This is a genomic window from Caloramator fervidus, from assembly GCF_900108045.1.
Taxonomy (GTDB): Bacteria; Bacillota; Clostridia; order Clostridiales; family Caloramatoraceae; genus Caloramator; species Caloramator fervidus.
Window position 1 is genome coordinate 51,270 of sequence record NZ_FNUK01000004.1, and the last position, 18,800, is coordinate 70,069.

20 protein-coding genes are annotated in these 18,800 nt (G+C 29.9%); 3 read left to right on the top strand and 17 right to left on the bottom strand.

Annotated features, from left to right (window positions below; translation table 11 throughout):
* Nucleotides 1-70 precede the first annotated feature (70 nt).
* The 10 genes from C4R78_RS02475 to C4R78_RS02520 form a co-directional block, all read right to left on the bottom strand.
* Nucleotides 71-1,288 (bottom strand): glycosyltransferase, encoded by a 1,218-nt coding sequence (locus C4R78_RS02475; protein WP_103895517.1) that lies wholly within the window; start codon nt 1,286-1,288, stop codon nt 71-73.
* Nucleotides 1,281-2,045: a WecB/TagA/CpsF family glycosyltransferase gene (locus tag C4R78_RS02480; protein WP_242971182.1), complete on the bottom strand. Its 765-nt coding sequence runs from the start codon at nt 2,043-2,045 to the stop codon at nt 1,281-1,283. Before C4R78_RS02480 ends, C4R78_RS02475 begins: the two co-directional genes overlap by 8 nt.
* On the bottom strand, nt 2,029-3,093 hold the full coding sequence (locus tag C4R78_RS02485) for a mannose-1-phosphate guanylyltransferase (protein WP_103895518.1): 1,065 nt from the start codon (nt 3,091-3,093) through the stop codon (nt 2,029-2,031). The genes C4R78_RS02480 and C4R78_RS02485 overlap by 17 nt, the downstream gene beginning before the upstream one ends.
* A gap of 17 nt (nt 3,094-3,110) precedes the next feature.
* Nucleotides 3,111-3,764 (bottom strand): exopolysaccharide biosynthesis polyprenyl glycosylphosphotransferase, encoded by a 654-nt coding sequence (locus tag C4R78_RS02490; protein ID WP_103895519.1) that lies wholly within the window; start codon nt 3,762-3,764, stop codon nt 3,111-3,113.
* A gap of 32 nt (nt 3,765-3,796) precedes the next feature.
* Nucleotides 3,797-4,510, bottom strand: a complete 714-nt coding sequence (locus tag C4R78_RS02495; protein WP_103895520.1) for a CpsD/CapB family tyrosine-protein kinase — start codon at nt 4,508-4,510, stop codon at nt 3,797-3,799.
* A gap of 15 nt (nt 4,511-4,525) precedes the next feature.
* Nucleotides 4,526-5,398, bottom strand: coding sequence for a UTP--glucose-1-phosphate uridylyltransferase GalU (gene galU / locus C4R78_RS02500; RefSeq protein ID WP_103895521.1), 873 nt, complete (start codon nt 5,396-5,398; stop codon nt 4,526-4,528).
* A 4-nt stretch (nt 5,399-5,402) separates the two neighbouring features.
* Nucleotides 5,403-6,176 (bottom strand): tyrosine-protein phosphatase, encoded by a 774-nt coding sequence (locus C4R78_RS02505; RefSeq protein WP_103895522.1) that lies wholly within the window; start codon nt 6,174-6,176, stop codon nt 5,403-5,405.
* A gap of 14 nt (nt 6,177-6,190) precedes the next feature.
* Entirely contained in the window at nt 6,191-6,871 is a 681-nt protein-coding gene (locus C4R78_RS02510; RefSeq protein WP_103895523.1) for a YveK family protein, read from the bottom strand.
* An 86-nt stretch (nt 6,872-6,957) separates the two neighbouring features.
* A complete protein-coding gene (locus C4R78_RS02515) occupies nt 6,958-8,022 on the bottom strand; it encodes a tetratricopeptide repeat protein (protein ID WP_103895524.1) in 1,065 nt (354 codons plus the stop codon).
* An 11-nt stretch (nt 8,023-8,033) separates the two neighbouring features.
* On the bottom strand, nt 8,034-8,948 hold the full coding sequence (locus C4R78_RS02520) for an LCP family protein (protein ID WP_207654263.1): 915 nt from the start codon (nt 8,946-8,948) through the stop codon (nt 8,034-8,036).
* Nucleotides 8,949-9,014: 66 nt separating this feature from the next.
* Between C4R78_RS02520 and C4R78_RS02525 the strand changes: the two genes are divergently transcribed.
* Nucleotides 9,015-10,385 carry a transposase gene (locus tag C4R78_RS02525; RefSeq protein WP_242971183.1) on the top strand — a complete coding sequence of 457 codons (1,371 nt, stop codon included), beginning with the start codon at nt 9,015-9,017 and terminating at the stop codon, nt 10,383-10,385.
* A 216-nt stretch (nt 10,386-10,601) separates the two neighbouring features.
* On the opposite strand, the gene C4R78_RS02530 is transcribed toward C4R78_RS02525, so the two are convergent.
* Nucleotides 10,602-11,171: a 50S ribosomal protein L25 gene (locus tag C4R78_RS02530; protein ID WP_103895526.1), complete on the bottom strand. Its 570-nt coding sequence runs from the start codon at nt 11,169-11,171 to the stop codon at nt 10,602-10,604.
* Nucleotides 11,172-11,346: 175 nt separating this feature from the next.
* Here C4R78_RS02530 and C4R78_RS02535 point away from each other — a divergent pair, with 175 nt between their 5' ends.
* Nucleotides 11,347-12,810, top strand: a complete 1,464-nt coding sequence (locus C4R78_RS02535) for an aminotransferase class I/II-fold pyridoxal phosphate-dependent enzyme (protein WP_103895527.1) — start codon at nt 11,347-11,349, stop codon at nt 12,808-12,810.
* Between the two features lie 21 nt (nt 12,811-12,831).
* Here the strand turns inward: C4R78_RS02535 and C4R78_RS02540 are convergent, their stop codons facing one another.
* The 5 genes from C4R78_RS02540 to ptb form a co-directional block, all read right to left on the bottom strand.
* Nucleotides 12,832-13,650 carry a hypothetical protein gene (locus C4R78_RS02540; protein WP_103895528.1) on the bottom strand — a complete coding sequence of 273 codons (819 nt, stop codon included), beginning with the start codon at nt 13,648-13,650 and terminating at the stop codon, nt 12,832-12,834.
* A 13-nt stretch (nt 13,651-13,663) separates the two neighbouring features.
* Nucleotides 13,664-14,314: an MgtC/SapB family protein gene (locus C4R78_RS02545; protein WP_103895529.1), complete on the bottom strand. Its 651-nt coding sequence runs from the start codon at nt 14,312-14,314 to the stop codon at nt 13,664-13,666.
* Nucleotides 14,315-14,402: 88 nt separating this feature from the next.
* Nucleotides 14,403-14,981, bottom strand: a complete 579-nt coding sequence (locus C4R78_RS02550) for an indolepyruvate oxidoreductase subunit beta (RefSeq protein ID WP_103895530.1) — start codon at nt 14,979-14,981, stop codon at nt 14,403-14,405.
* The gene (gene iorA / locus C4R78_RS02555) at nt 14,974-16,743 is read right to left on the bottom strand and encodes an indolepyruvate ferredoxin oxidoreductase subunit alpha (protein WP_103895531.1); all 1,770 of its coding nucleotides are present in this window, start codon (nt 16,741-16,743) and stop codon (nt 14,974-14,976) included. The genes C4R78_RS02550 and iorA overlap by 8 nt, the downstream gene beginning before the upstream one ends.
* Nucleotides 16,744-16,764: 21 nt before the next feature.
* Nucleotides 16,765-17,667, bottom strand: coding sequence for a phosphate butyryltransferase (gene ptb / locus C4R78_RS02560; RefSeq protein ID WP_103895532.1), 903 nt, complete (start codon nt 17,665-17,667; stop codon nt 16,765-16,767).
* A 121-nt stretch (nt 17,668-17,788) separates the two neighbouring features.
* On the opposite strand from ptb, the gene C4R78_RS02565 reads away from it, so the two are divergent.
* On the top strand, nt 17,789-18,601 hold the full coding sequence (locus tag C4R78_RS02565) for an aminotransferase class IV (protein ID WP_103895533.1): 813 nt from the start codon (nt 17,789-17,791) through the stop codon (nt 18,599-18,601).
* Here the strand turns inward: C4R78_RS02565 and C4R78_RS09425 are convergent.
* The gene (locus C4R78_RS09425; protein WP_173689737.1) at nt 18,598-18,765 is read right to left on the bottom strand and encodes a hypothetical protein; all 168 of its coding nucleotides are present in this window, start codon (nt 18,763-18,765) and stop codon (nt 18,598-18,600) included. The two genes, C4R78_RS02565 and C4R78_RS09425, sit on opposite strands and share 4 nt — an antisense overlap.
* Nucleotides 18,766-18,800: the final 35 nt, after the last annotated feature.

Consider the following 18,800-nt stretch of genomic DNA (forward strand, 5'->3'; position numbering starts at 1 on the left):
CAAAATAAAAATTATCTATATTTTTTAACTTTAACAAATACAATATTAACTATAAATTAAAAAGAAAACACTAATCTTTATCAACATTATCTAATATAGAAATTAACTTATTATTAACTGCATCTACTGAATAATACTCACAAACCAATTTATAAGCATTATCTGCAATTTTCATGAGAAATTTATGATTTAAATTTAATAATTTCTCAATAAATTCACTTTCACTATTAGCAATTATTATACTTTCACCGTCAACAGCTTTAATACCTTCCGCACCTATACTTGTTGATATGCATGGCAACCCTTTTGTCATACATTCTAAAATTTTCACCCTCATACCTCCACCTATAAATATAGGAACTATACATATATCACATTTTTCTATATATTCATTAACATCTTTTACATATCCTGTAACAATTATATTATCACTATTGTATTTTAAAATTTTCTCACTAGGATTCTTACCTACTATATACAATTTTATATCTTTATCATATTGAATTAACTTAGGAAAAACATTGTCTAAAAACCATAAAATACCATGTTCATTTGGATACCAAGACATTGTTCCTAAAAACAATAAATTTTTTATCTTAGAATTATATTGCCTCTTTCTATAACCCATTTCTATAGAAATTGGTAAAATCTCTATGTTATCCCCTTTGTAATCTTCACTTACTAGACTCAATTTATCTTCTTCACTCAAAACAATAACCTTTTTAAATTCTTTACATACCTTCATTTCAAACCTCTTTGTTTTTTCATACTCATATTTTAAATAAATCTTCTTTAAAATATTTTTTTCATTCTCATAGCGTCTCTTAATTATTAAATACTCTGCATTATGCTGACTAAGAACCATCGGCCTATCACTTAAATTTTTAACTAAATTAATATACGAAGTTATATTTAAATGATCAAAAATAATTATATTGTAAAAATTATTCAACATGAAATGTTTTATATGTTCTGCAAATCTAATGTCATTAAATTTCTCAATTATAAACGGCCTATTTCTAAATATACTCTTTACTACATTAACAAAAGTATTTGCCTTGCTTAAACTACTAGTAAATACCTTATTGACTACTCTTATATCATTACATAACTTTTTCAATTCATTAATATCATCTATATTTACATCAAATTCTGCAAAACATACTAAATCAATTAAGTAATTCTTACTCAATCCTTTAATCAAATTATATGATCTAATTTTTCCCCCATTATCTAACGGATAAGGAATTTCTGTTGTTAAAAATAATGCTTTCTTTTTATTAATCATAGTTTTCACCCTTATATTTTAAAAATATTCTAAATATTTGCATGTCATCTATAAAATAACGTTTAAACATTCTTTTAGGTTCCTTTAAAAACCTATAAAACCACTCAAGTCCACATCTTTGCATCCATTTCGGAGCACGCTTAATATTACCCGCTTCAAAATCAATCGCTGCACCTATACCTAAGCTAACTGGAACTTTTAATTCACTAAGATACTTATATATAAATTTTTCTTGCTTTGGCGCTCCTAATCCAACTGCAAGTATATCCGGCTTAGATTGATTTATCATTTCAATTATTTTTCTTATTTCTTTTTCATCATTTTCAAATCCATAAGGCGGTGAATATACTCCAGCAATTTTCAACCCTTTATATTTTGCCATTAATTTTTCTGCCGCTTTCTGAGCAACTCCAGGACCTGCTCCTAAGAGAAAAACCGAATATCCTTTTTCTGCAGCCATTTTACATACTTCAGGAAATAAATCAGAACCGGATATTTTTTCTTTTATTGGTTTTTTTAATAATTTAGAAATCCAAATCAACGGCATCCCATCAGTCAATATTAAATCTGCACTTTCATATACTTTTTTAAACTCTTCATCTTTTTCAAGTTTCACTATATGATCAACATTAGGAGTAACAACATAATGATACTTTCCATCATTAATAAACTTATCAATTATAGCTATTGCTTCTTCAAATGTAACATTATCTATAAAAGTATTCAAAAACTTAATTCTATTAAACAACTTTATCACCTACACAAATATATTTCAAATCTTTAATTTGATTTACCTTCTCTTTGCTTGATATTAATATAACATCATTGTTCTCTACTATAATACAATCCTTTAAGCCTAACAAAATTATCTTTTTTGTATTTGAAATAATAGTATTGTTACTTGAATCAACATAAATTACATTTCCTTTAACTATATTTCCCATTTCATCCTTTTCCCTATATCTTTCAAGACTTGTCCATGTTCCAACATCATCCCAACCAAAGTCGCTCGGGATAACATATATTTTATCTGCCTTTTCCATTATTGCATAGTCTACTGAGATATTATCAACTGTTGGGTATTTTTCATTGAGGACCTCTTCAAAGTCTTCTTCATTTGTTGCTGCAACTTCACTTAAAACTTCAAAGGTTTGTGGTAAGAATTTGTAAGTATATTTAAGTATAGTTGTTGCCTTCCATATAAACATTCCTGCATTCCAAAGATATGTTCCTTCATCAATGTAATTTTGAGCTGTTTGTTTATCTGGTTTTTCAACAAATTTTTCAACTTCTTTGATTTCAAAATTATCTATTATTGTTTTGGTTTCTTTAAATTTTATATATCCATAGCCAGTTTCGGGCCTATCTGGCTTTATGCCTAAAGTTACTATTGCATCTTTGTTTTCTTCTATAAATTTATTTGCAGCATCAATTGTTCTTATAAATGTTTCTACGTCTTTTATAAGGTGATCTGATGGTAAAACTGCTAATATCGCATCGGGATAAATTTTGTTTATGTAAAATGCCGATAATGCTATGCATGGTGCTGTATTTCTTCCAACTGGTTCTATTATTATATTTTTCTCTGGAAGATATGGAAGCTGTTCTTTTACAAGATTTACATATCTCTTAGCAGTTACAACAAATATTCTTTCAATTGGAATGAGCTTTTCTATTCTTTTAACTGTCATTTGAATCATTGTATCTTCATTAATGAGATTTAAAAACTGCTTTGGCTTTTCATCAGTTGAAAGTGGCCAAAATCTTTCCCCTTTTCCCCCCGCCATTATAAGTGCACAAAGCATTGTATCAACTCCTTTCTTTAACACGCTTTCTCATCGCCAAACAATACAAAGAAAGTTTTAAATATTAGCTTTAAATCTATCCATAGATTTCTTTCTCTTATATACTTCAAATCAAGTTCAACCCAATCATCAAAATTATTTATTTTATTTCTTCCATAGACTTGCCAATAACAGGTAAGACCTGGTTTAACTAATAGGCGTTGCATTTGATATGCATTATATTGCTTAACTTCCCTAACTATAGGTGGTCTTGGACCTACAAGGCTCATGTCTCCTCTTAAAACATTTATAAGCTGTGGAAGTTCATCTATGCTGGTTTTTCTTATAAACCTTCCAACTCTCGTTACTCTAGGATCATTTTTAATTTTAAAAACTGGTCCTGACATTTCATTTTTGTCTAAAAGCTCCTTAAGTCTTTCTTCTGCATCTACATACATTGAACGAAATTTATACATTTTAAATACTTTACCGTTTTTTCCACACCTTTCTTGAACAAAAAACACAGGCCCTTCTGAGTCTAATTTAATAGCTATCGCTGTTAGCAAAAATAACGGTGATAAAATTATGAGTCCTAAAATTGCCCCTATTATATCTATCATCCTTTTTAAAAATTCATAAATAAAACTTTTTTTATACTCATTCTCAAAATTCATATTGACTTGAGACTGCATTATATCACCTCCTTATTAATTTATCTTAAAAATTACCTACCTAAAAACCTTGCTTTTCTTTGCTCAATTTTTTCATGACCATAATAATAATAGTAATAGTATCCATAATAACCTTTTTTAGTTGTATCAAGTTTATTTAATACAACCCCTAAGATTTTAGTATTTGCCTTCTCAAGAAGTTCTTTTGCTCTTTTTGCTGCATGTTTATCTGCTTCTTCTGATGCTACAACAAAAACTACACCATCTACATACTGGGATAAAATTTGTGCATCCGTCACCACTAAAACCGGAGGAGCATCTATTATTATTACATCAAAATTTTGTTTAAGATATTCAATAAACCTTTCCATTTTCCTTGATGATAAAAGTTCCACAGGATTTGGCGGTCTTGTTCCAGCTGGTAATACATAAAGATTTTCTACAGATTCATATTTAAATAACTTTTCGTCAAATTCCTGTTCTCCTATTAAAATATTAGTTAAACCAACTATATTAGAAATTCCAAATTTTTTATGAACAGTATTTTTCCTAAGATCACAATCTACTATTATTGTCTTATATCCATTTTGTGCAAACACAACAGCAAGATTTGCTGATGTTGTAGATTTCCCCTCACCTGGTCCAGAACTTGTTATTAAAATTGTTTTTACCTTAGTATCCGGAAGAGAAAAGTTAATATTTGTTCTCAAAGTTCTGTAAGCCTCAGATATTGGAGATTTTTGATCTTTTATTGTTATTAACTTCATTCATAACAACTCCTTTTAATTTAAAGTTGCTGCAATTTCTTTTAAGTAGTTTAAAAATTCATCTTTTATATCTTCCCTCTTTAGTGCAAACTCAATAGTTGCTTGCAAAAAACCTAGCTTGTTCCCTACATCATATCTTTTTCCTTCAAAATTATAAGCATATATAGCTTCTTTGTTTAGGAGTTCCTTTAAAGCATCTGTAAGCTGAATCTCACCGTTTTTGCCAGGCTTTGTATTTTCTAATATATTAAATATCTCTGGAGTTATTATATACCTTCCAAGAATTGCAATATTGCTCGGCGCTTCTTCTTTTTTAGGCTTTTCTACAAGATCAGTTACTTTATATATCCTATCTTCAATTTTTACTCCACTTATTATTCCATATTTATCAACATCATCCTCTTTTACTTCTTGAACCCCAAGTATTGTTGTTTTATACATGTTGTAGGCATCAATAAGTTGTTTTAAGCATGGGACTTTGCTATCAACTACATCATCACCAAGTAAAACTGCAAAAGGTTCATTTCCTACAAATGATTTTGCACAAAGAATTGCATGTCCTAGCCCCTTAGGTTCTTTTTGCCTTATATAATGAATTTGAGCCATATTTGTTATATTATTTATCATATTAAGCATATCATGTTTATTTTTTTCTTTTAACTCAAACTCCAACTCAATAGATCTATCAAAATGATCCTCTATAGCTCTTTTGTTTCTTCCAGTTATTATAAGTATCTCTTCTATTCCTGAATTTACAGCCTCTTCAATTATGTATTGTATAGTTGGAGTATCTACTATAGGAAGCATCTCTTTTGGCTGAGCCTTTGTAGCAGGTAAAAACCTTGTTCCAAGTCCTGCAGCGGGAATAACAGCTTTTCTGACCCTCATAAAATTACCCCCTCTTTCTTAAAAGGAAACTGAAAATGCTCTTTTTATTTTTAACTTTTTCCGGCCTTGATTTTACTTCTCCTGTTTTGAAAAGCCTACTGTTTAAAATTATTCTTTCATAAGCATCTTTGTTAATCTCTTTTATCCTTTCAAGGGCATTTTTTATCTTAGGTTTTCTATACTTTGCATCATGGCTATCTGAACCTAAAAAATCTATTACATTGTACCTTAAAAGCTTTTCTGCAGTATTTTTAACATCTTTCCCAAACAATCCTATAAAACTAGAAGAATTAAGTTGAAATAAATATCCTTCATCTATAAAATCATTAATTTTTTCAGGATTTTTTATAATTTCCAAATATCTTTCTGGATGTGCTATTATAGGAATTATATTTCTTATCTTAAGTTCATATAAAACGTCAAAAGTATAACTTGGAATTTTATCAAAAGGAAGTTCTATAAGGATGTAATTAGTATCTTTAATTGGAGAAATAAGACCTTCCTCTAAATAAGATATTAAATTCTTTGAAATCATGACTTCCTGACCTGCAATAATTTCAATATTTATGTTTTTTCTCTTAATATAATTATTTAAATCTAAAACACTTTTTTGTATATCATCAAAACTATTTTCATACTTTCCTTCTAAAAAATGGGGAGTTGCAACAATCATTTTTATTCCATCATCCTGTGCTATTTTAGCCATTTCTAAAAAAGTTTCTAACGAATCCGCCCCATCGTCCATTTTAGGGATTATGTGAGAATGAATATCTAACATAAAACCACTTCCCATTATTCTTTATATTTTGGAATGATTCCTATTACAGGAAGCTCTAATACTTTTTCCACATCATTTTCCGTTTTTATAGTGTTATCCATATATTCTAACATAAATACTAAGCCTAAAGATACCATAACACCAATAACAAAGGCTATAGCAATATTTAGCAACTTCTTGGGTTTTACAGGTTTTTCAGGTAAAACTGCATAATCCATAACCTGTATTGTATTAGTTGGATATATTCTTTTAGATTCTTCTAAAAATATATCCGTAAGCTTATTTGCTGTAAGCATAGCCTCATGAGGATCTTTACTTTGAAACTTTATATCCATTATTTGAGTATCCGGCTGAGGCGTTACGCTAAGTTTGTCCAAAAACTTTTCATAATCTATATTCATATTTAAATCCTTTATTGTCTTTTCTACAACCGTCCTCGACTTTGCAATTCCTGCATAAGTTTTTACAAGCTTTTGATACATCATAATATCGTTATAGTCTATCCTTTTTTCAGTGTTTTGCTCTTCTTTTCCAATGATAACTGTAACTTTCGCTTCATATACAGGTTTTAAAACAAAAAAGCTTAAAATTATACTAAAAATTACAAAAAATAATATTGTTCCAAATATTAGTTTAGCCCTTTTTCGAAGCACATTAAATAATTCATGAAGATCTAAAGTAACTTCTTGCTCCATTTTATTTCCTCCTTTTTACATTCAACGTTTATTATATAACAAAAATTTAAAAATTTCAAAACAAAATTTTTTCTTTTTTTTACTTTTTACGACAATCTTCTAATCCATTCTTTACAAACTTCATCATCAGGTTTTTTATCTAAAGCTAACTTAAAGTATTTTTTTGCATTTTCAAAATCATTAAGGTTAAAATAACAAACACCTATATTAGAAAGAATGCTAACTTCCGAGGGCTTAAACTTTAAGGCTTTTTTAAAATATTCTATTGCTTTTTCAAAATACCCTAAAAATGCAAGATTAAGTCCTATTTCATTATCAACCTCTGGAGTTTCAAGGATATTTAAAAGCTCATTAAGATACAAAAGTGCCTTTTGATAATTTCCTATTTCTCTGTAAGCTACGGCTATATAATATTTTGCATCTAAATTTTGAGGATTTGACTCAATATAAGGAATAAGTATTTTTAAAGCTTCCTTAGGATATCCTTCCTTTAATAAAGATACAGCTTTATCATAATTTTCAACAGCTTCTATTTTTTTAAGATATTCCTCAGCTTTCTGTCTATATTTTTCACTACTCAAACAATATCTTAAGTGGTATTTTGCAAGATCAATGTCTTTATCAAGATAATATTCAGCAATATAAAAGTTGGCAGGTTCATATTCTGGATACTGTTTTAAAAGATTTTTAAGGCTTTCTATTATTTCAGCTTCTAAAAAGCTTAAATTTGTCTTTTGATAATAATCCATAAGAAGATATATTCTATTCATTTGAAATTCCTTTTTAGGATTTAGCTTTATTAAGGCACTTGTATAAATTATAGCTTTTTTAATATCTTTATTTTTGTTTTCTTCTATTTGAAATATTATATAGCTCTCTATATTAGGAATTTTTTTGAGAATGTTAATATAATTTTCTAAATAAGGGAAACTACTGTCCGCACCTAAAACAAATATCATACCATTTATTATGCTTTGTGCAGTAAAATCTTTATTTTCTTTAGCAACGTTTATTAGTTCCTTAAAATCTACAGGATAATCTCCTTTAGGAAGGTTTATTACTACGTTATTTAAAGATATTACAAGAGGTTTTTCAAGTTCTACAAATATAAAGTTTTGAACCTCCTTTTTAAAGTGTTCTTTATAATCCATACTTCCACCTCTTATTTTAGAAATTCATGTATTGCATTTTTGTTTTTTTCAATATCCGGAACTAAAACTGCCATACCATATATTTTTTGACTTTTATATGAATTATCAATAGGAATCCTTAATTGTTCAATTTGATATTCATCTAAATTAGAAAACATTGTAACCAAATTTATAATCTGACTTCTTGATAAATTTGTCTCTATGTATGGAAGCATGTTATTTATAAGTCCGATTTTCTTTGGAATACTTTGATTCTTAACTTTGTTGAAAACTTCTGTTAATACTCTTCTTTGTCTTTCAGTTCTTTCATAGTCTCCATGTCCAACATATCTTATCCTTGAATAACCTAATGCTTGTCTTCCATTTAAAGTTTGAAGCCCAGCAGTTTTTACCTCCCTATATTCTCCTCCAAACAATTTTGCAGTTTCTTTCATATATGAATTAATATACTTTATTTCATCCTCTTTAACATTAATTTCAACCCCACCAACTTGATCTATTATCTTTTCAAAACCATAAAAATTTACAGTCGCATAATCTGTTATGTTTAAATCAAAATTTTCATTTATTGTTTTTAATGCAAGCTCTGGCCCTCCAAAAGCATATGCTGCATTTATCCTATTTTCTCCCTTTCCGGGTATTTTAATATACATATCCCTCATTAATGATATTAACTTAACTTTTTTATTTTGAGGATTAATAGAAACTATGATTATTGTATCGGATCTTGATGGAGCATTTAAATCCCTTGCATCTATTCCAAATAATATAACATTTATGGTTTTAGTGTTAATATTTTGATTTGGTTTTTGAATATTGACCCGCTCTTTAGGTTTAATTTTATTCAACATATTGTTAACATAAAACATAAATCCTCCTAAAATTAAAACCAAAACGGCAATCGATATAGCTAAAAATTTTTTCACTTTTAACCCTCCCTTTTTAATTAAGCCTTGAGCATAATTTTAAAGCCTTGAAATTATTAATCTGCTATGGCTAAATCTTTTTTATCACTCACAAATATATTTCATAAGATTTCCACCATTTTTATCGAATTATATTTATATAATCCCATTCAATCTAACAACAAAATGGAAGAAATCTCTATGTATCAACGTCAAGAAATTTTTAACATTATTGAATTTTTTACTTCTCAAAAACTTATTAATTTTTATACAACCCTCTTTGAAAATCTTGATTTATCTCCATTACCAGATAAGGTCCCCTCTAAATACGGCCCTACTGGGTTTTCTCGTAATGCTCTTTTCAGAGCCTTTATTGTCATGAAATGTGAAAAATTTGCTCAAGTTACTGAACTTAAAGATTTCTTAGAAAATAATTTAATCATTGCTAAACTGTGTGGGTTCGATATCCTTAAGCCTTTACCTTCTTACTCAGTTTTTCAAAGATTCATTAAAAATTTGTCTAACTCTTATCTTAAAGAAATCATGAAAAATCAAGTTAATATTCTTAAAGAGTTAGGTTTTATTGATAACAAATTTATTTCTGTTGATGCTACTCCCGTTAAGGCTAATACTAAATTTAATAATCCTAAGTCCTTTTCAAAAAACAAATTTTCTAAAAATAATCCTCCTTCTTCTGATAAAGATTGTAAGTTAGGAGTTCATACTGCCAATAACTCCATCAATGTTAAAGCTTCTGAGGATAAGCCTAATAACTCAAAGAAAAAATATGAATTCTACTGGGGTTACAAAAATCATGTTAGTGATGCTATATCTAATCTTATAGAAATCCTTGCTACCACAAATGAGTGGTTTTCTCTTGAAGGCAGTTACATTATTGCTGATAAAGGCTATGATTCAAAACAAAATCATGATTTCATTCGTAATACCCTTAAAGGTCATGCCTTCATCCCCTTAAATAAGCGTGGCACTAAGAAAAAGAACTTAACATCAACTGGTAATGTCATTTGTGATGCTGGTTTAGTAATGCATAAAGATGGTAAACAATATTTTGATTCATATATCAAGCAAAAGTTTTGCTGTCCTTTTAGAACTTCTAAAGATGACTCTTTATGCCCATGTAACCATAAAAAATACTTTAATGGTAAGAAAAACAGAAGTTGTGTAAAATATATAACTATTAGCACTGATTATAGGTCCTCTATAAATCGTGATTCTATATTTTTTAAAAAAATATATAGTCTAAGAACTGAATCCGAAAGATACAATTCTAGATGGAAAAATCTCAATACAGAACAAGCTTATGTTAGAAATATTAACTCTGTTACTAATTTGAATACAATCGGTCACATTTGCCTCTTAACTGTTGCAATTGCTGCCATAAAATCTGGCTGCGTTGATAAATACAAATCCCTATCGGGATTTAGAAGAACAGCCTAAATAAATTATATTAAATTTTTTGAACATCAATTTTACCAAGGGAGTAGTCTACCCTTTTTTTGCTTTTTTGGTGTTAATTTAAGTTTAATTTAAAATAATTGAGCTTCACTTCATAAAAGTTAGAACAATTTAACATAAATAATTTTGTTTTTTAATCAATTATGCTCATCTCTAATTATTTTATCCTACCTACAAAAAAATTCAAGAGGAGACTTTTCAAGCCTCCTCTTTATCTTCTTCGACTATTTGATTAGCCTTTACAATCGTTGCAATTAATGCATTAGGCGGAGCAATAACTGATATTTCCTCGGCAATTTCAAGATCTGATACTGTAATTTTGTCTTTGTTAATTTTTGTAATATCTGCAACTATAAATTTAGGTACTTTATCTGCGCTGCATTCTACCTCAACTTCATCTTGAATCTTTTGAACTACTGCATTCATGCCCTTTAAGTATTCTTCTCCCTTGATTACTACTGGAACTTTTGCATGGATTTTTTCCTTATCATCCACCTTATATAAATCTAAATGAATTATTTTTTTTGTCAAAGGATCCTTTTGAACTTCTTTTATGATAGCCTTATAAGTTTTCCCATCAACATCAACATCTAAAATTCCATGTTCTCCATTTTTTCTTAAAACGTTAAAAACCTCAAGTTCGGCAAATTCAACCAACATATTTTTCAAGTTTTTTCCATAAATATTTCCTGGAATTTTACCATTTCTTCTTAGCTTATTATTATCTCCCTTTGTATTGTGATTTCTTAACTCTCCGTGTAGAATCATAAAATCCCTCCCTAAAGTTTTATCCTTTAAGCAGTATTTCCATTTTTTGATACGTTATTCCTTAATAAAATAAAAAAAATAACATAAACTTAATATAAAAATGATTGAATTTGCAATTTAATTGAACTATAATATAACTCGTTTAAAAAATTGATGAAAGAGGGTGCATATCACATTGTATAAGATGGATCAAACTCAAACACCAATTTTCGACGCTTTAATGGAATACCATAATAGAGATACTGTTCCCTTCCACGTTCCCGGGCACAAAAGGGGAGACGGAATGGACAACAAATTTAAAGAATTTGTAGGTTCAAACATTTTATCCATCGACGTTACTGTATTTAAACTAGTAGATAGCCTTCATCATCCAACTGGACCTATTAAAAAAGCTATGCAACTTGCCGCAGACGCTTATGGCTCAGACATGGCTTTTATATCAATCCATGGAACTTCTGGAGCCATTCAAGCCATGGTAATGAGCGTAGTGGGAGAAGGCGAAAAAATTATAATCCCAAGAAACGTTCATAAATCAGTTACAGCAGGTATTATTCTAAGCGGTGCAGTTCCTGTTTACATGCAACCAGAAATTGATAAAAATATAGGAATTGCCCATGGGGTTACTCCTGAAACAGTTGAAAAAACTATAAAAATGCATCCTGATGCAAAGGCAGTTTTAATAATAAATCCTACTTATTATGGTGTTGCAACAGACATTAAAAAAATCGCTGAGATTGTCCACTCTTATGATAAGATTTTAATAGTTGACGAAGCTCACGGTCCGCATTTAGGATTTAACGACAAACTCCCTATATCAGCTATACAGGCTGGAGCTGACATGTGTGCCCAAAGCACCCATAAAATTATTGGAGCTATGACGCAATGCTCCTTCTTACAGGTTAGAGCTGGAAGGGTTGATATAAATAGAGTTCAACAGGTTATGAACCTTTTACAAACTACAAGCCCATCATACCCACTTATGGCTTCACTAGATGTTGCAAGAATGCAAATAGCTACAAAGGGTAAAGAACTTTTAGATAAAGCTATAGAACTTGCAGAATACGCAAGGGAAGAAATAAATAAAATACCAGGTTTATATTGCTTTGGAAAAGATATACTTGGTAAACCTGGAGTTTATGCCCTTGATCCTACAAAGATTACAGTTACAGTAAGAGGTCTTGGACTTACAGGATATGAGGTTGACCAGATATTAGCCGATGAATATCACATTCAAATGGAGCTTAGCGATCTTTATAATATACTTGCAGTTGGCTCCTTTGGAGATACAAAGGAAAAGATGGATAAATTTATAAACGCTTTAAAGGAAATTAGCCAAAGATACTATGGAACAAGAGAGGTTAAAGGAGAAGTTTTAGATATCCCTGCAATTCCAAAACAAGTTTTAACTCCAAGACAAGCATTTAATTCTAAAAAATGGTCTTTACCTTTAAAAGAAAGTGTTGGAAAAGTTTCTGGAGAATTCCTCCTTGCATATCCACCAGGAATTCCAATTGTCTGCCCTGGTGAGGTAATAACTCAAGAAATAGTTGACTATGTTCAAGCTCTAAAGGATGCTAACCTATATGTTCAAGGAACAGAAGACCCAGATGTAAACTTTATAAAAGTTGTTGATATTTAATAAGGCTGCACAAAAGCAGCCTTATTCTCTTATTAGTTTCAATTTATTATTTATATTTATATTTTCCTGAAGCTTTAAATATTCAATATATCTTTCATCATCCATGTCAAGTATTTTATCATATATTACTAATATGTTTTTTAGCCTATCTACTATCATTTCAAGCCTTGCAAATCTTAAAGACATTCCATTTAATCTGTTAGATATTCTTTTTTTATTTTTGCTTGAAAACTCCTTTAAAGAATCATATAACATCCTTGCTTTATTTATTTCCTTTACCCTCTTAAAATTAATAAGAAGAACATTTCTATAAACCTTTAAAAGTTCATCAATTATATTAGAATTAATAACATCACAGTTTCTATATTTCTCAACAAAACATAAATATTCTTCAATAGCTTTATTATTTTCCCTTTTTATATCAGGAAGCTTTTTTAAAAGATCTATAACTTTATCAATTCCTTTTATATTAGAACCTGAAGTATTTAAAACATCAATCGCATCGTTGTAATTTAAAATCTCCTTTTTAATTTCCTTTTCAGAAGCTATAGCGCTTTTTAGCCTATTTATACTTTCATCCTCTAATAAAATATCTAAGTAGTAATAAATTCTTAAAACCTCCCTTTGAATTTTTTTATCTTTAACTAAAAAACCATCATTTGTAATTACTAAAATGCCTGTAGTTGTTTTTTCAAAAAAAGATGGCTTAAAGTACTCCAAAACTCTATAAATATTTTTTTCAAATTCAATAGGCATAGATATTTTTATTGTTTCTTTGGCTCTTTTATATTTTTCTGCTATGTTTTTATATCTTCCAAGATCTTTTGTATAAACCCCCATAGGCACCCTCCATTTATATTACTTTTACTTCCTTTATATTTTTTATTTTAACTAAAACTTCTACTATTTTGTTAATACATATATAATTTGGTGTTTTTAAATTTAAAAAAACTACCGCCTCATCATCTTCTCCCCCTGAAATTTCAATTCCAATTATATTAATATTAAGCTTTTCAAGCTCTTTGCCTATGTTGCCTATAACTCCAGGAACATTTTCTGCTAAAATTTGAAGATTATAATATCTATCTTCCTTTGAAATCCTCTGTTCTATAACCTTTAGCCCCCTTAAGGATAAAAATACAAATAAAGTGGTAATAAAGGCTTCAAAGTAAAGCCCACAACCAACAGCAAGACCAATACAAGCAACAGTCCATAAACTTGCAGCAGTCGTAAGTCCCTTTACATTAACCCCTTCTTTAAGAATAGTTCCTGCCCCTAAAAATCCAATGCCACTTATTACCTGTGATCCAAGCCTAAAAGGATCTATGGAAGCATTTTTTAAGTTAACATAATCTAAAGAAATTATCTGAACCAAAGTTGAACCTATTGCAACCAAAACATGGGTCCTAAGGCCTGCAGGCCTGTTTTTATGTTCCCTCTCATATCCAACTATTCCTCCAAGTATAAAGGCTAAAAAAAGCTTTAAAAGGGTTTCTAAATACATTGAATCACCTCAAAAAATTAACTTACTTTTAATTTATGCATCTATACTGTAATTATACAACTTGTCCAAAAAAGTAAAAAGGGCAGTTTTAAACTGCCCCTAAATTCATTCCCTCCTTCAAAGCCTTTATGTTTATATCATGCATTTTTTCAGGTAAATTTTCCCTTATTACAGATTCCCAATCTAAGCTTTCAATTCCAAGGGCCTTTATTAAAGCCCCTAACAAAACAATATTTTGAGTTTTTATATTCCCAAGCCTTTCTGCAACCTCTGCGGCATTAAACACAACTACATTTTCAACCTTCTCCTTAATTTTTTCAATAATATCATGGGGATAAGTTTCTTGTCCAATTAAAACAGGCTGAGGATATATTTCATAATCATTAATAACAAGTATTCCACCCTTTTTTAAATAATTTATCCATCTTGCTGCTTCAATTTTTTCAAATGCAACAATAACATCTGCTTCTCCTTCTCCAATAAGTGGAGAATAAACTTTTTCTCCAAATCTTACTTGTGTTGTTACGCTTCCTCCTCTTTGAGCCATACCATGAACTTCACTCATCTTAACATCATACCCAAATTTTACAAGGCCTTCTGTTAAAATCTTCGATGCTAAAATAATTCCCTGTCCTCCAACCCCAACAAATAACAAACTTTTAGTCATTCCACTCACCAACCTTTTCTATCGCATTGAATGGACAAACTTGCAAACACAATGTACAGCCATTACACATATCTTTATTTATAACTAAATTATCATCTTTTACAAAAACAGCAGGACATCCTACTTTTAGACATAACTTACATTTTCTACACTTTTCATGATTAACTCTTACATATCTTCCTGCCCTCTTTTTAATTACATCCTTTAAAAGTGCACATTCTCTCTTGGTTATTATTACAAAAGTTTCTTCAGAATTATATGCATCCTTTACTGCTTTTTCTGTTTCATCCAATTTATATGGGTCAACAACCCTTATGTTTTCCTCTTTAACACCACAAGCCTTTACAATTTCTTTTATGTCTATAACAGGTGATATATCTCCCTTTAGAGTCCTTCCTGTTCCCGGGTTTTCCTGATGTCCTGTCATAGCAGTTATACTGTTATCAAGAACAACTAAAACCACGTTGCTTTTGTTGTAAACTGCATCTATAAGACCTGTAATTCCTGAATGGAAGAAAGTTGAATCCCCTACAATACCAAATATTTTACCCTTTTTATTTGCCATTTTAAAAGCTTTTTCGAAACCAATAGCTGCTGAAAAACCAGCTCCCATATCAATTACTGTATCAGTCACATTTAAAGGTGGCATCATTCCAAGGGTATAACATCCTATATCCCCTGTTGCGATTATATCCTTATATTTGCTCATAGCATAGAATATTCCTCTGTGGGGACATCCAGGACAAAGAACTGGAGGTCTGTTTGGAATTTTAACATCTATTTTATAAATCTCTTTTTTAGAATCCTTAAGCAGCGCTTTTCTTATAATATCTGGATTTAACTCCCCACATATAGGTATTAATTCCTTACCTATACAATCTATTCCTAATGACTTTACAAAAGTTTCAATATAAGGCTCGTTTTCTTCTATTATATAAAGTTTTTCTACTTTTGATGCAAACTCCCTTATAAGTCTATCAGGAAGAGGATATGTAAATCCAAGTTTTAGGTAAGAGGCTTTATCTTTAAAAACCTCCTTTGCGTATTGATAAGAAATTCCACTTGTTATAATTCCTATTTTAGTATCTCCCCACTCTATTCTATTTAAATGAGTAGTATTTGAATATTCTTGAAGCCTTTTTAATCTTTCTTCCACCTCAACATGCTTTTCTCTTGCATGGGCAGGAATCATAACGTATTTTTTAACATCTTTTTTGTATTCTTTAACTTTAACTTCTTTTCTTTCTCCAAGCTCAACTATGGATTTAGAATGGGCTATTCTTGTAGTTATTCTAAATAAGACAACTGTATCAAACCTTTCGCTTATATCAAAAGCTTCCTTTATAAAATCTTTACATTCTTGACTGTCGGAAGGCTCTAACATAGCAACCTTTGCATGGGGAGCATAGAGCCTGTTATCCTGTTCGTTTTGAGAGCTGTGCATACCAGGATCATCTGCCGTCACTATAACAAAACCTCCGTTTACTCCTTCATAGGCCATAGTAAATAAAGGGTCTGCAGCAACATTTAGCCCAACATGCTTCATTGCTGATAATGCCCTTGCACCTGCAATAGATGCCCCTGCTGCAACTTCAACAGCTACCTTTTCATTAGGTGCCCATTCTGCGTAAATGTCTTTATATAAAGCTATGTTTTCTAATATCTCTGTACTTGGAGTCCCAGGATACGCCGCTGCAACGGTGCATCCTGCCTCATAAGCTCCCCTTGCTATCGCCTCATTTCCAGTCATTATTTTTTTCATCTTAGTTCCCCCCTTTTTTACTTATGAATTAGCAATTAAACTTCCAAGGGCTATAGAATAAAGCTTAGATTCATGAGAGTCTGCCCTTGATACTAAAACTATTGGACATTTTGCCCCTACAATTACTCCTGCTGATTTTGCCTTTGCAAAATACGTTAAACTCTTTCCAAGTATATTTCCTGCTTCTATGTTAGGAACTAAAAGTATATCTGCCTCTCCTGCAACGGGACTTTTTATTCCTTTATGCTTTGCAGCTTCAATGGAAATAGCATTATCTAAAGCTAAGGGGCCATCTATTATACAATCTTTTATCTGTCCTCTTTGATTCATCTTTGAAAGAATTGCAGCATCTATTGTAGATTGCATATCAGGATTTACAACCTCAACGGCACACAAGGGAGCGACATGAACTGGATTTATTCCAAGGGCCTTTGCAACCTTTACCGCATTTTGGATTATCTGAACCTTTTGTGTAATATCAGGATATGTAACCATCCCACCATCGGTTAAAAGCAAGAACTTATGATATGTTTCAACGCTATAAACCATAACATGGCTTAAAAGTTTATCAGTTCTTAAACCAATATCTTTGTCCAAAACAGCTTTTAAAAGCTCTGCAGTTCCTATAAGCCCCTTCATTAAAAAGTCAGCTTGTCCTTTTGATACCAATGACACTGCAACCCTTGCACTTTCCTTTAAATCTTTAACATCTACAATTTCATAATTTGATAAATCTATGTTATTTTCATCAGCTATTTTTTTTATATCATCATAATCCCCTACCAATACTGCATCTATTAATCCTAAATTCCTTGCATTCTCCACTGCAAGCAAAACCTCTAAATCATTTGCTGCTGCAACAGAAAGCTTCATTTTTTTTCTACCTTTAACAGCCTCTAAAAGCTCATCAAAATTTTTTATCATAAAACCCCTCCTTCCATTACAATTATATTCTAACAAACCAATAAAATTTTCGCAAAATTTTTTTAATTTCAAAAATATACTTTTTATAAAAAAAGTTATAAAATATATACGAGGTGATAAAATGGAAGCTATATTTGATTTCTTTATTTATAATGAAAAAGTTTATAAAACAACCGATTTTAATAAAATTTATAAAGAGCTAAATCCTTCAATCTATGAAGTAATAAGGCTTATAAATGGAAAACCATTGTTTTTAGAAGAACACTATGAAAGGCTTAAAAATTCAGCCAATCTCTTAGGCCAAAAATTAAATTTAGAGCTTTCTGTTATTAAAGAAAATATAGAAAAACTTGCTAAAATAAACAATATAAAAGATATAAATGTAAAAATAGTAATAAACAATTTTGACAATTATAACATATACTTATACTTTATAAAATCTCAGTACCCGACAGAAGAGATGTATAAAAATGGCGTAAAAACTTTAATTTACAAAGCTGAAAGAAAAAATCCCCATGCTAAGATAATATATAAAGAATTAAGGGAAGATATAAATAAAAAACTTAAAGAGACAGAATGTTATGAGGCGCTTTTATTAAATGAAAGGGATGAAATAACTGAAGGAAGTAGGTCAAATATATTCTTTATAAAAGATGACAAGGTATATACTTCCCCATCTAAGGATGTACTTCTTGGAATTACAAGACAAAAAATTTTAAAGATATGCAAAGAAAATAATATAGAAGTAATTGAAACCCCCTTAAAGCTTTCTGAAATTAAAAACTTTAATTCCTGCTTTTTAACAGGAACATCCCCTAAAGTTTTACCAATAGCAAAAGTAAATAACATAGAATATGATGTAAATAATAAAACTTTAAGAAAAATAATAAATCTTTACGACGAAGAAATAAAAAATTATTTAAAAAATGCTTAATCAAAGATAAGGGCAGATTCTGTCTCCTTACACCAACGTGTGGATATACAAACACCAAGATTTCTTGGACAAAACTTGCAAATGCAATTTTTATCCTCCCCATCACATTTTTTATTTTTATAATAAGGACACCTTCTGCAATTGCTACTTACAACTTTTTCCATAAAAACAACCCCCTAAATTTTTACTTAATAATAAT

Bases quoted from the DNA above. Each gene is read 5' to 3' on its own strand.
- ptb (WP_103895532.1), bottom strand. From the start codon at position 17,667: ATGATAAAAAATTTTGATGAGCTTTTAGAGGCTGTTAAAGGTAGAAAA.
- C4R78_RS02505 (WP_103895522.1), bottom strand. From the start codon at position 6,176: ATGTTAGATATTCATTCTCACATAATCCCTAAAATGGACGATGGGGCG.
- C4R78_RS02565 (WP_103895533.1), top strand. From the start codon at position 17,789: ATGGAAGCTATATTTGATTTCTTTATTTATAATGAAAAAGTTTATAAA.
- galU (WP_103895521.1), bottom strand. From the start codon at position 5,398: ATGAGGGTCAGAAAAGCTGTTATTCCCGCTGCAGGACTTGGAACAAGG.
- C4R78_RS02495 (WP_103895520.1), bottom strand. From the start codon at position 4,510: ATGAAGTTAATAACAATAAAAGATCAAAAATCTCCAATATCTGAGGCT.
- C4R78_RS02515 (WP_103895524.1), bottom strand. From the start codon at position 8,022: ATGGATTATAAAGAACACTTTAAAAAGGAGGTTCAAAACTTTATATTT.
- iorA (WP_103895531.1), bottom strand. From the start codon at position 16,743: ATGAAAAAAATAATGACTGGAAATGAGGCGATAGCAAGGGGAGCTTAT.
- C4R78_RS02490 (WP_103895519.1), bottom strand. From the start codon at position 3,764: ATGCAGTCTCAAGTCAATATGAATTTTGAGAATGAGTATAAAAAAAGT.
- C4R78_RS02550 (WP_103895530.1), bottom strand. From the start codon at position 14,981: ATGACTAAAAGTTTGTTATTTGTTGGGGTTGGAGGACAGGGAATTATT.
- C4R78_RS02475 (WP_103895517.1), bottom strand. From the start codon at position 1,288: ATGATTAATAAAAAGAAAGCATTATTTTTAACAACAGAAATTCCTTAT.
- C4R78_RS02540 (WP_103895528.1), bottom strand. From the start codon at position 13,650: ATGGGGGTTTATACAAAAGATCTTGGAAGATATAAAAACATAGCAGAA.
- C4R78_RS02525 (WP_242971183.1), top strand. From the start codon at position 9,015: ATGGCTAAATCTTTTTTATCACTCACAAATATATTTCATAAGATTTCC.
- C4R78_RS09425 (WP_173689737.1), bottom strand. From the start codon at position 18,765: ATGGAAAAAGTTGTAAGTAGCAATTGCAGAAGGTGTCCTTATTATAAA.
- C4R78_RS02545 (WP_103895529.1), bottom strand. From the start codon at position 14,314: ATGTATTTAGAAACCCTTTTAAAGCTTTTTTTAGCCTTTATACTTGGA.
- C4R78_RS02530 (WP_103895526.1), bottom strand. From the start codon at position 11,171: ATGATTCTACACGGAGAGTTAAGAAATCACAATACAAAGGGAGATAAT.
- C4R78_RS02510 (WP_103895523.1), bottom strand. From the start codon at position 6,871: ATGGAGCAAGAAGTTACTTTAGATCTTCATGAATTATTTAATGTGCTT.
- C4R78_RS02485 (WP_103895518.1), bottom strand. From the start codon at position 3,093: ATGCTTTGTGCACTTATAATGGCGGGGGGAAAAGGGGAAAGATTTTGG.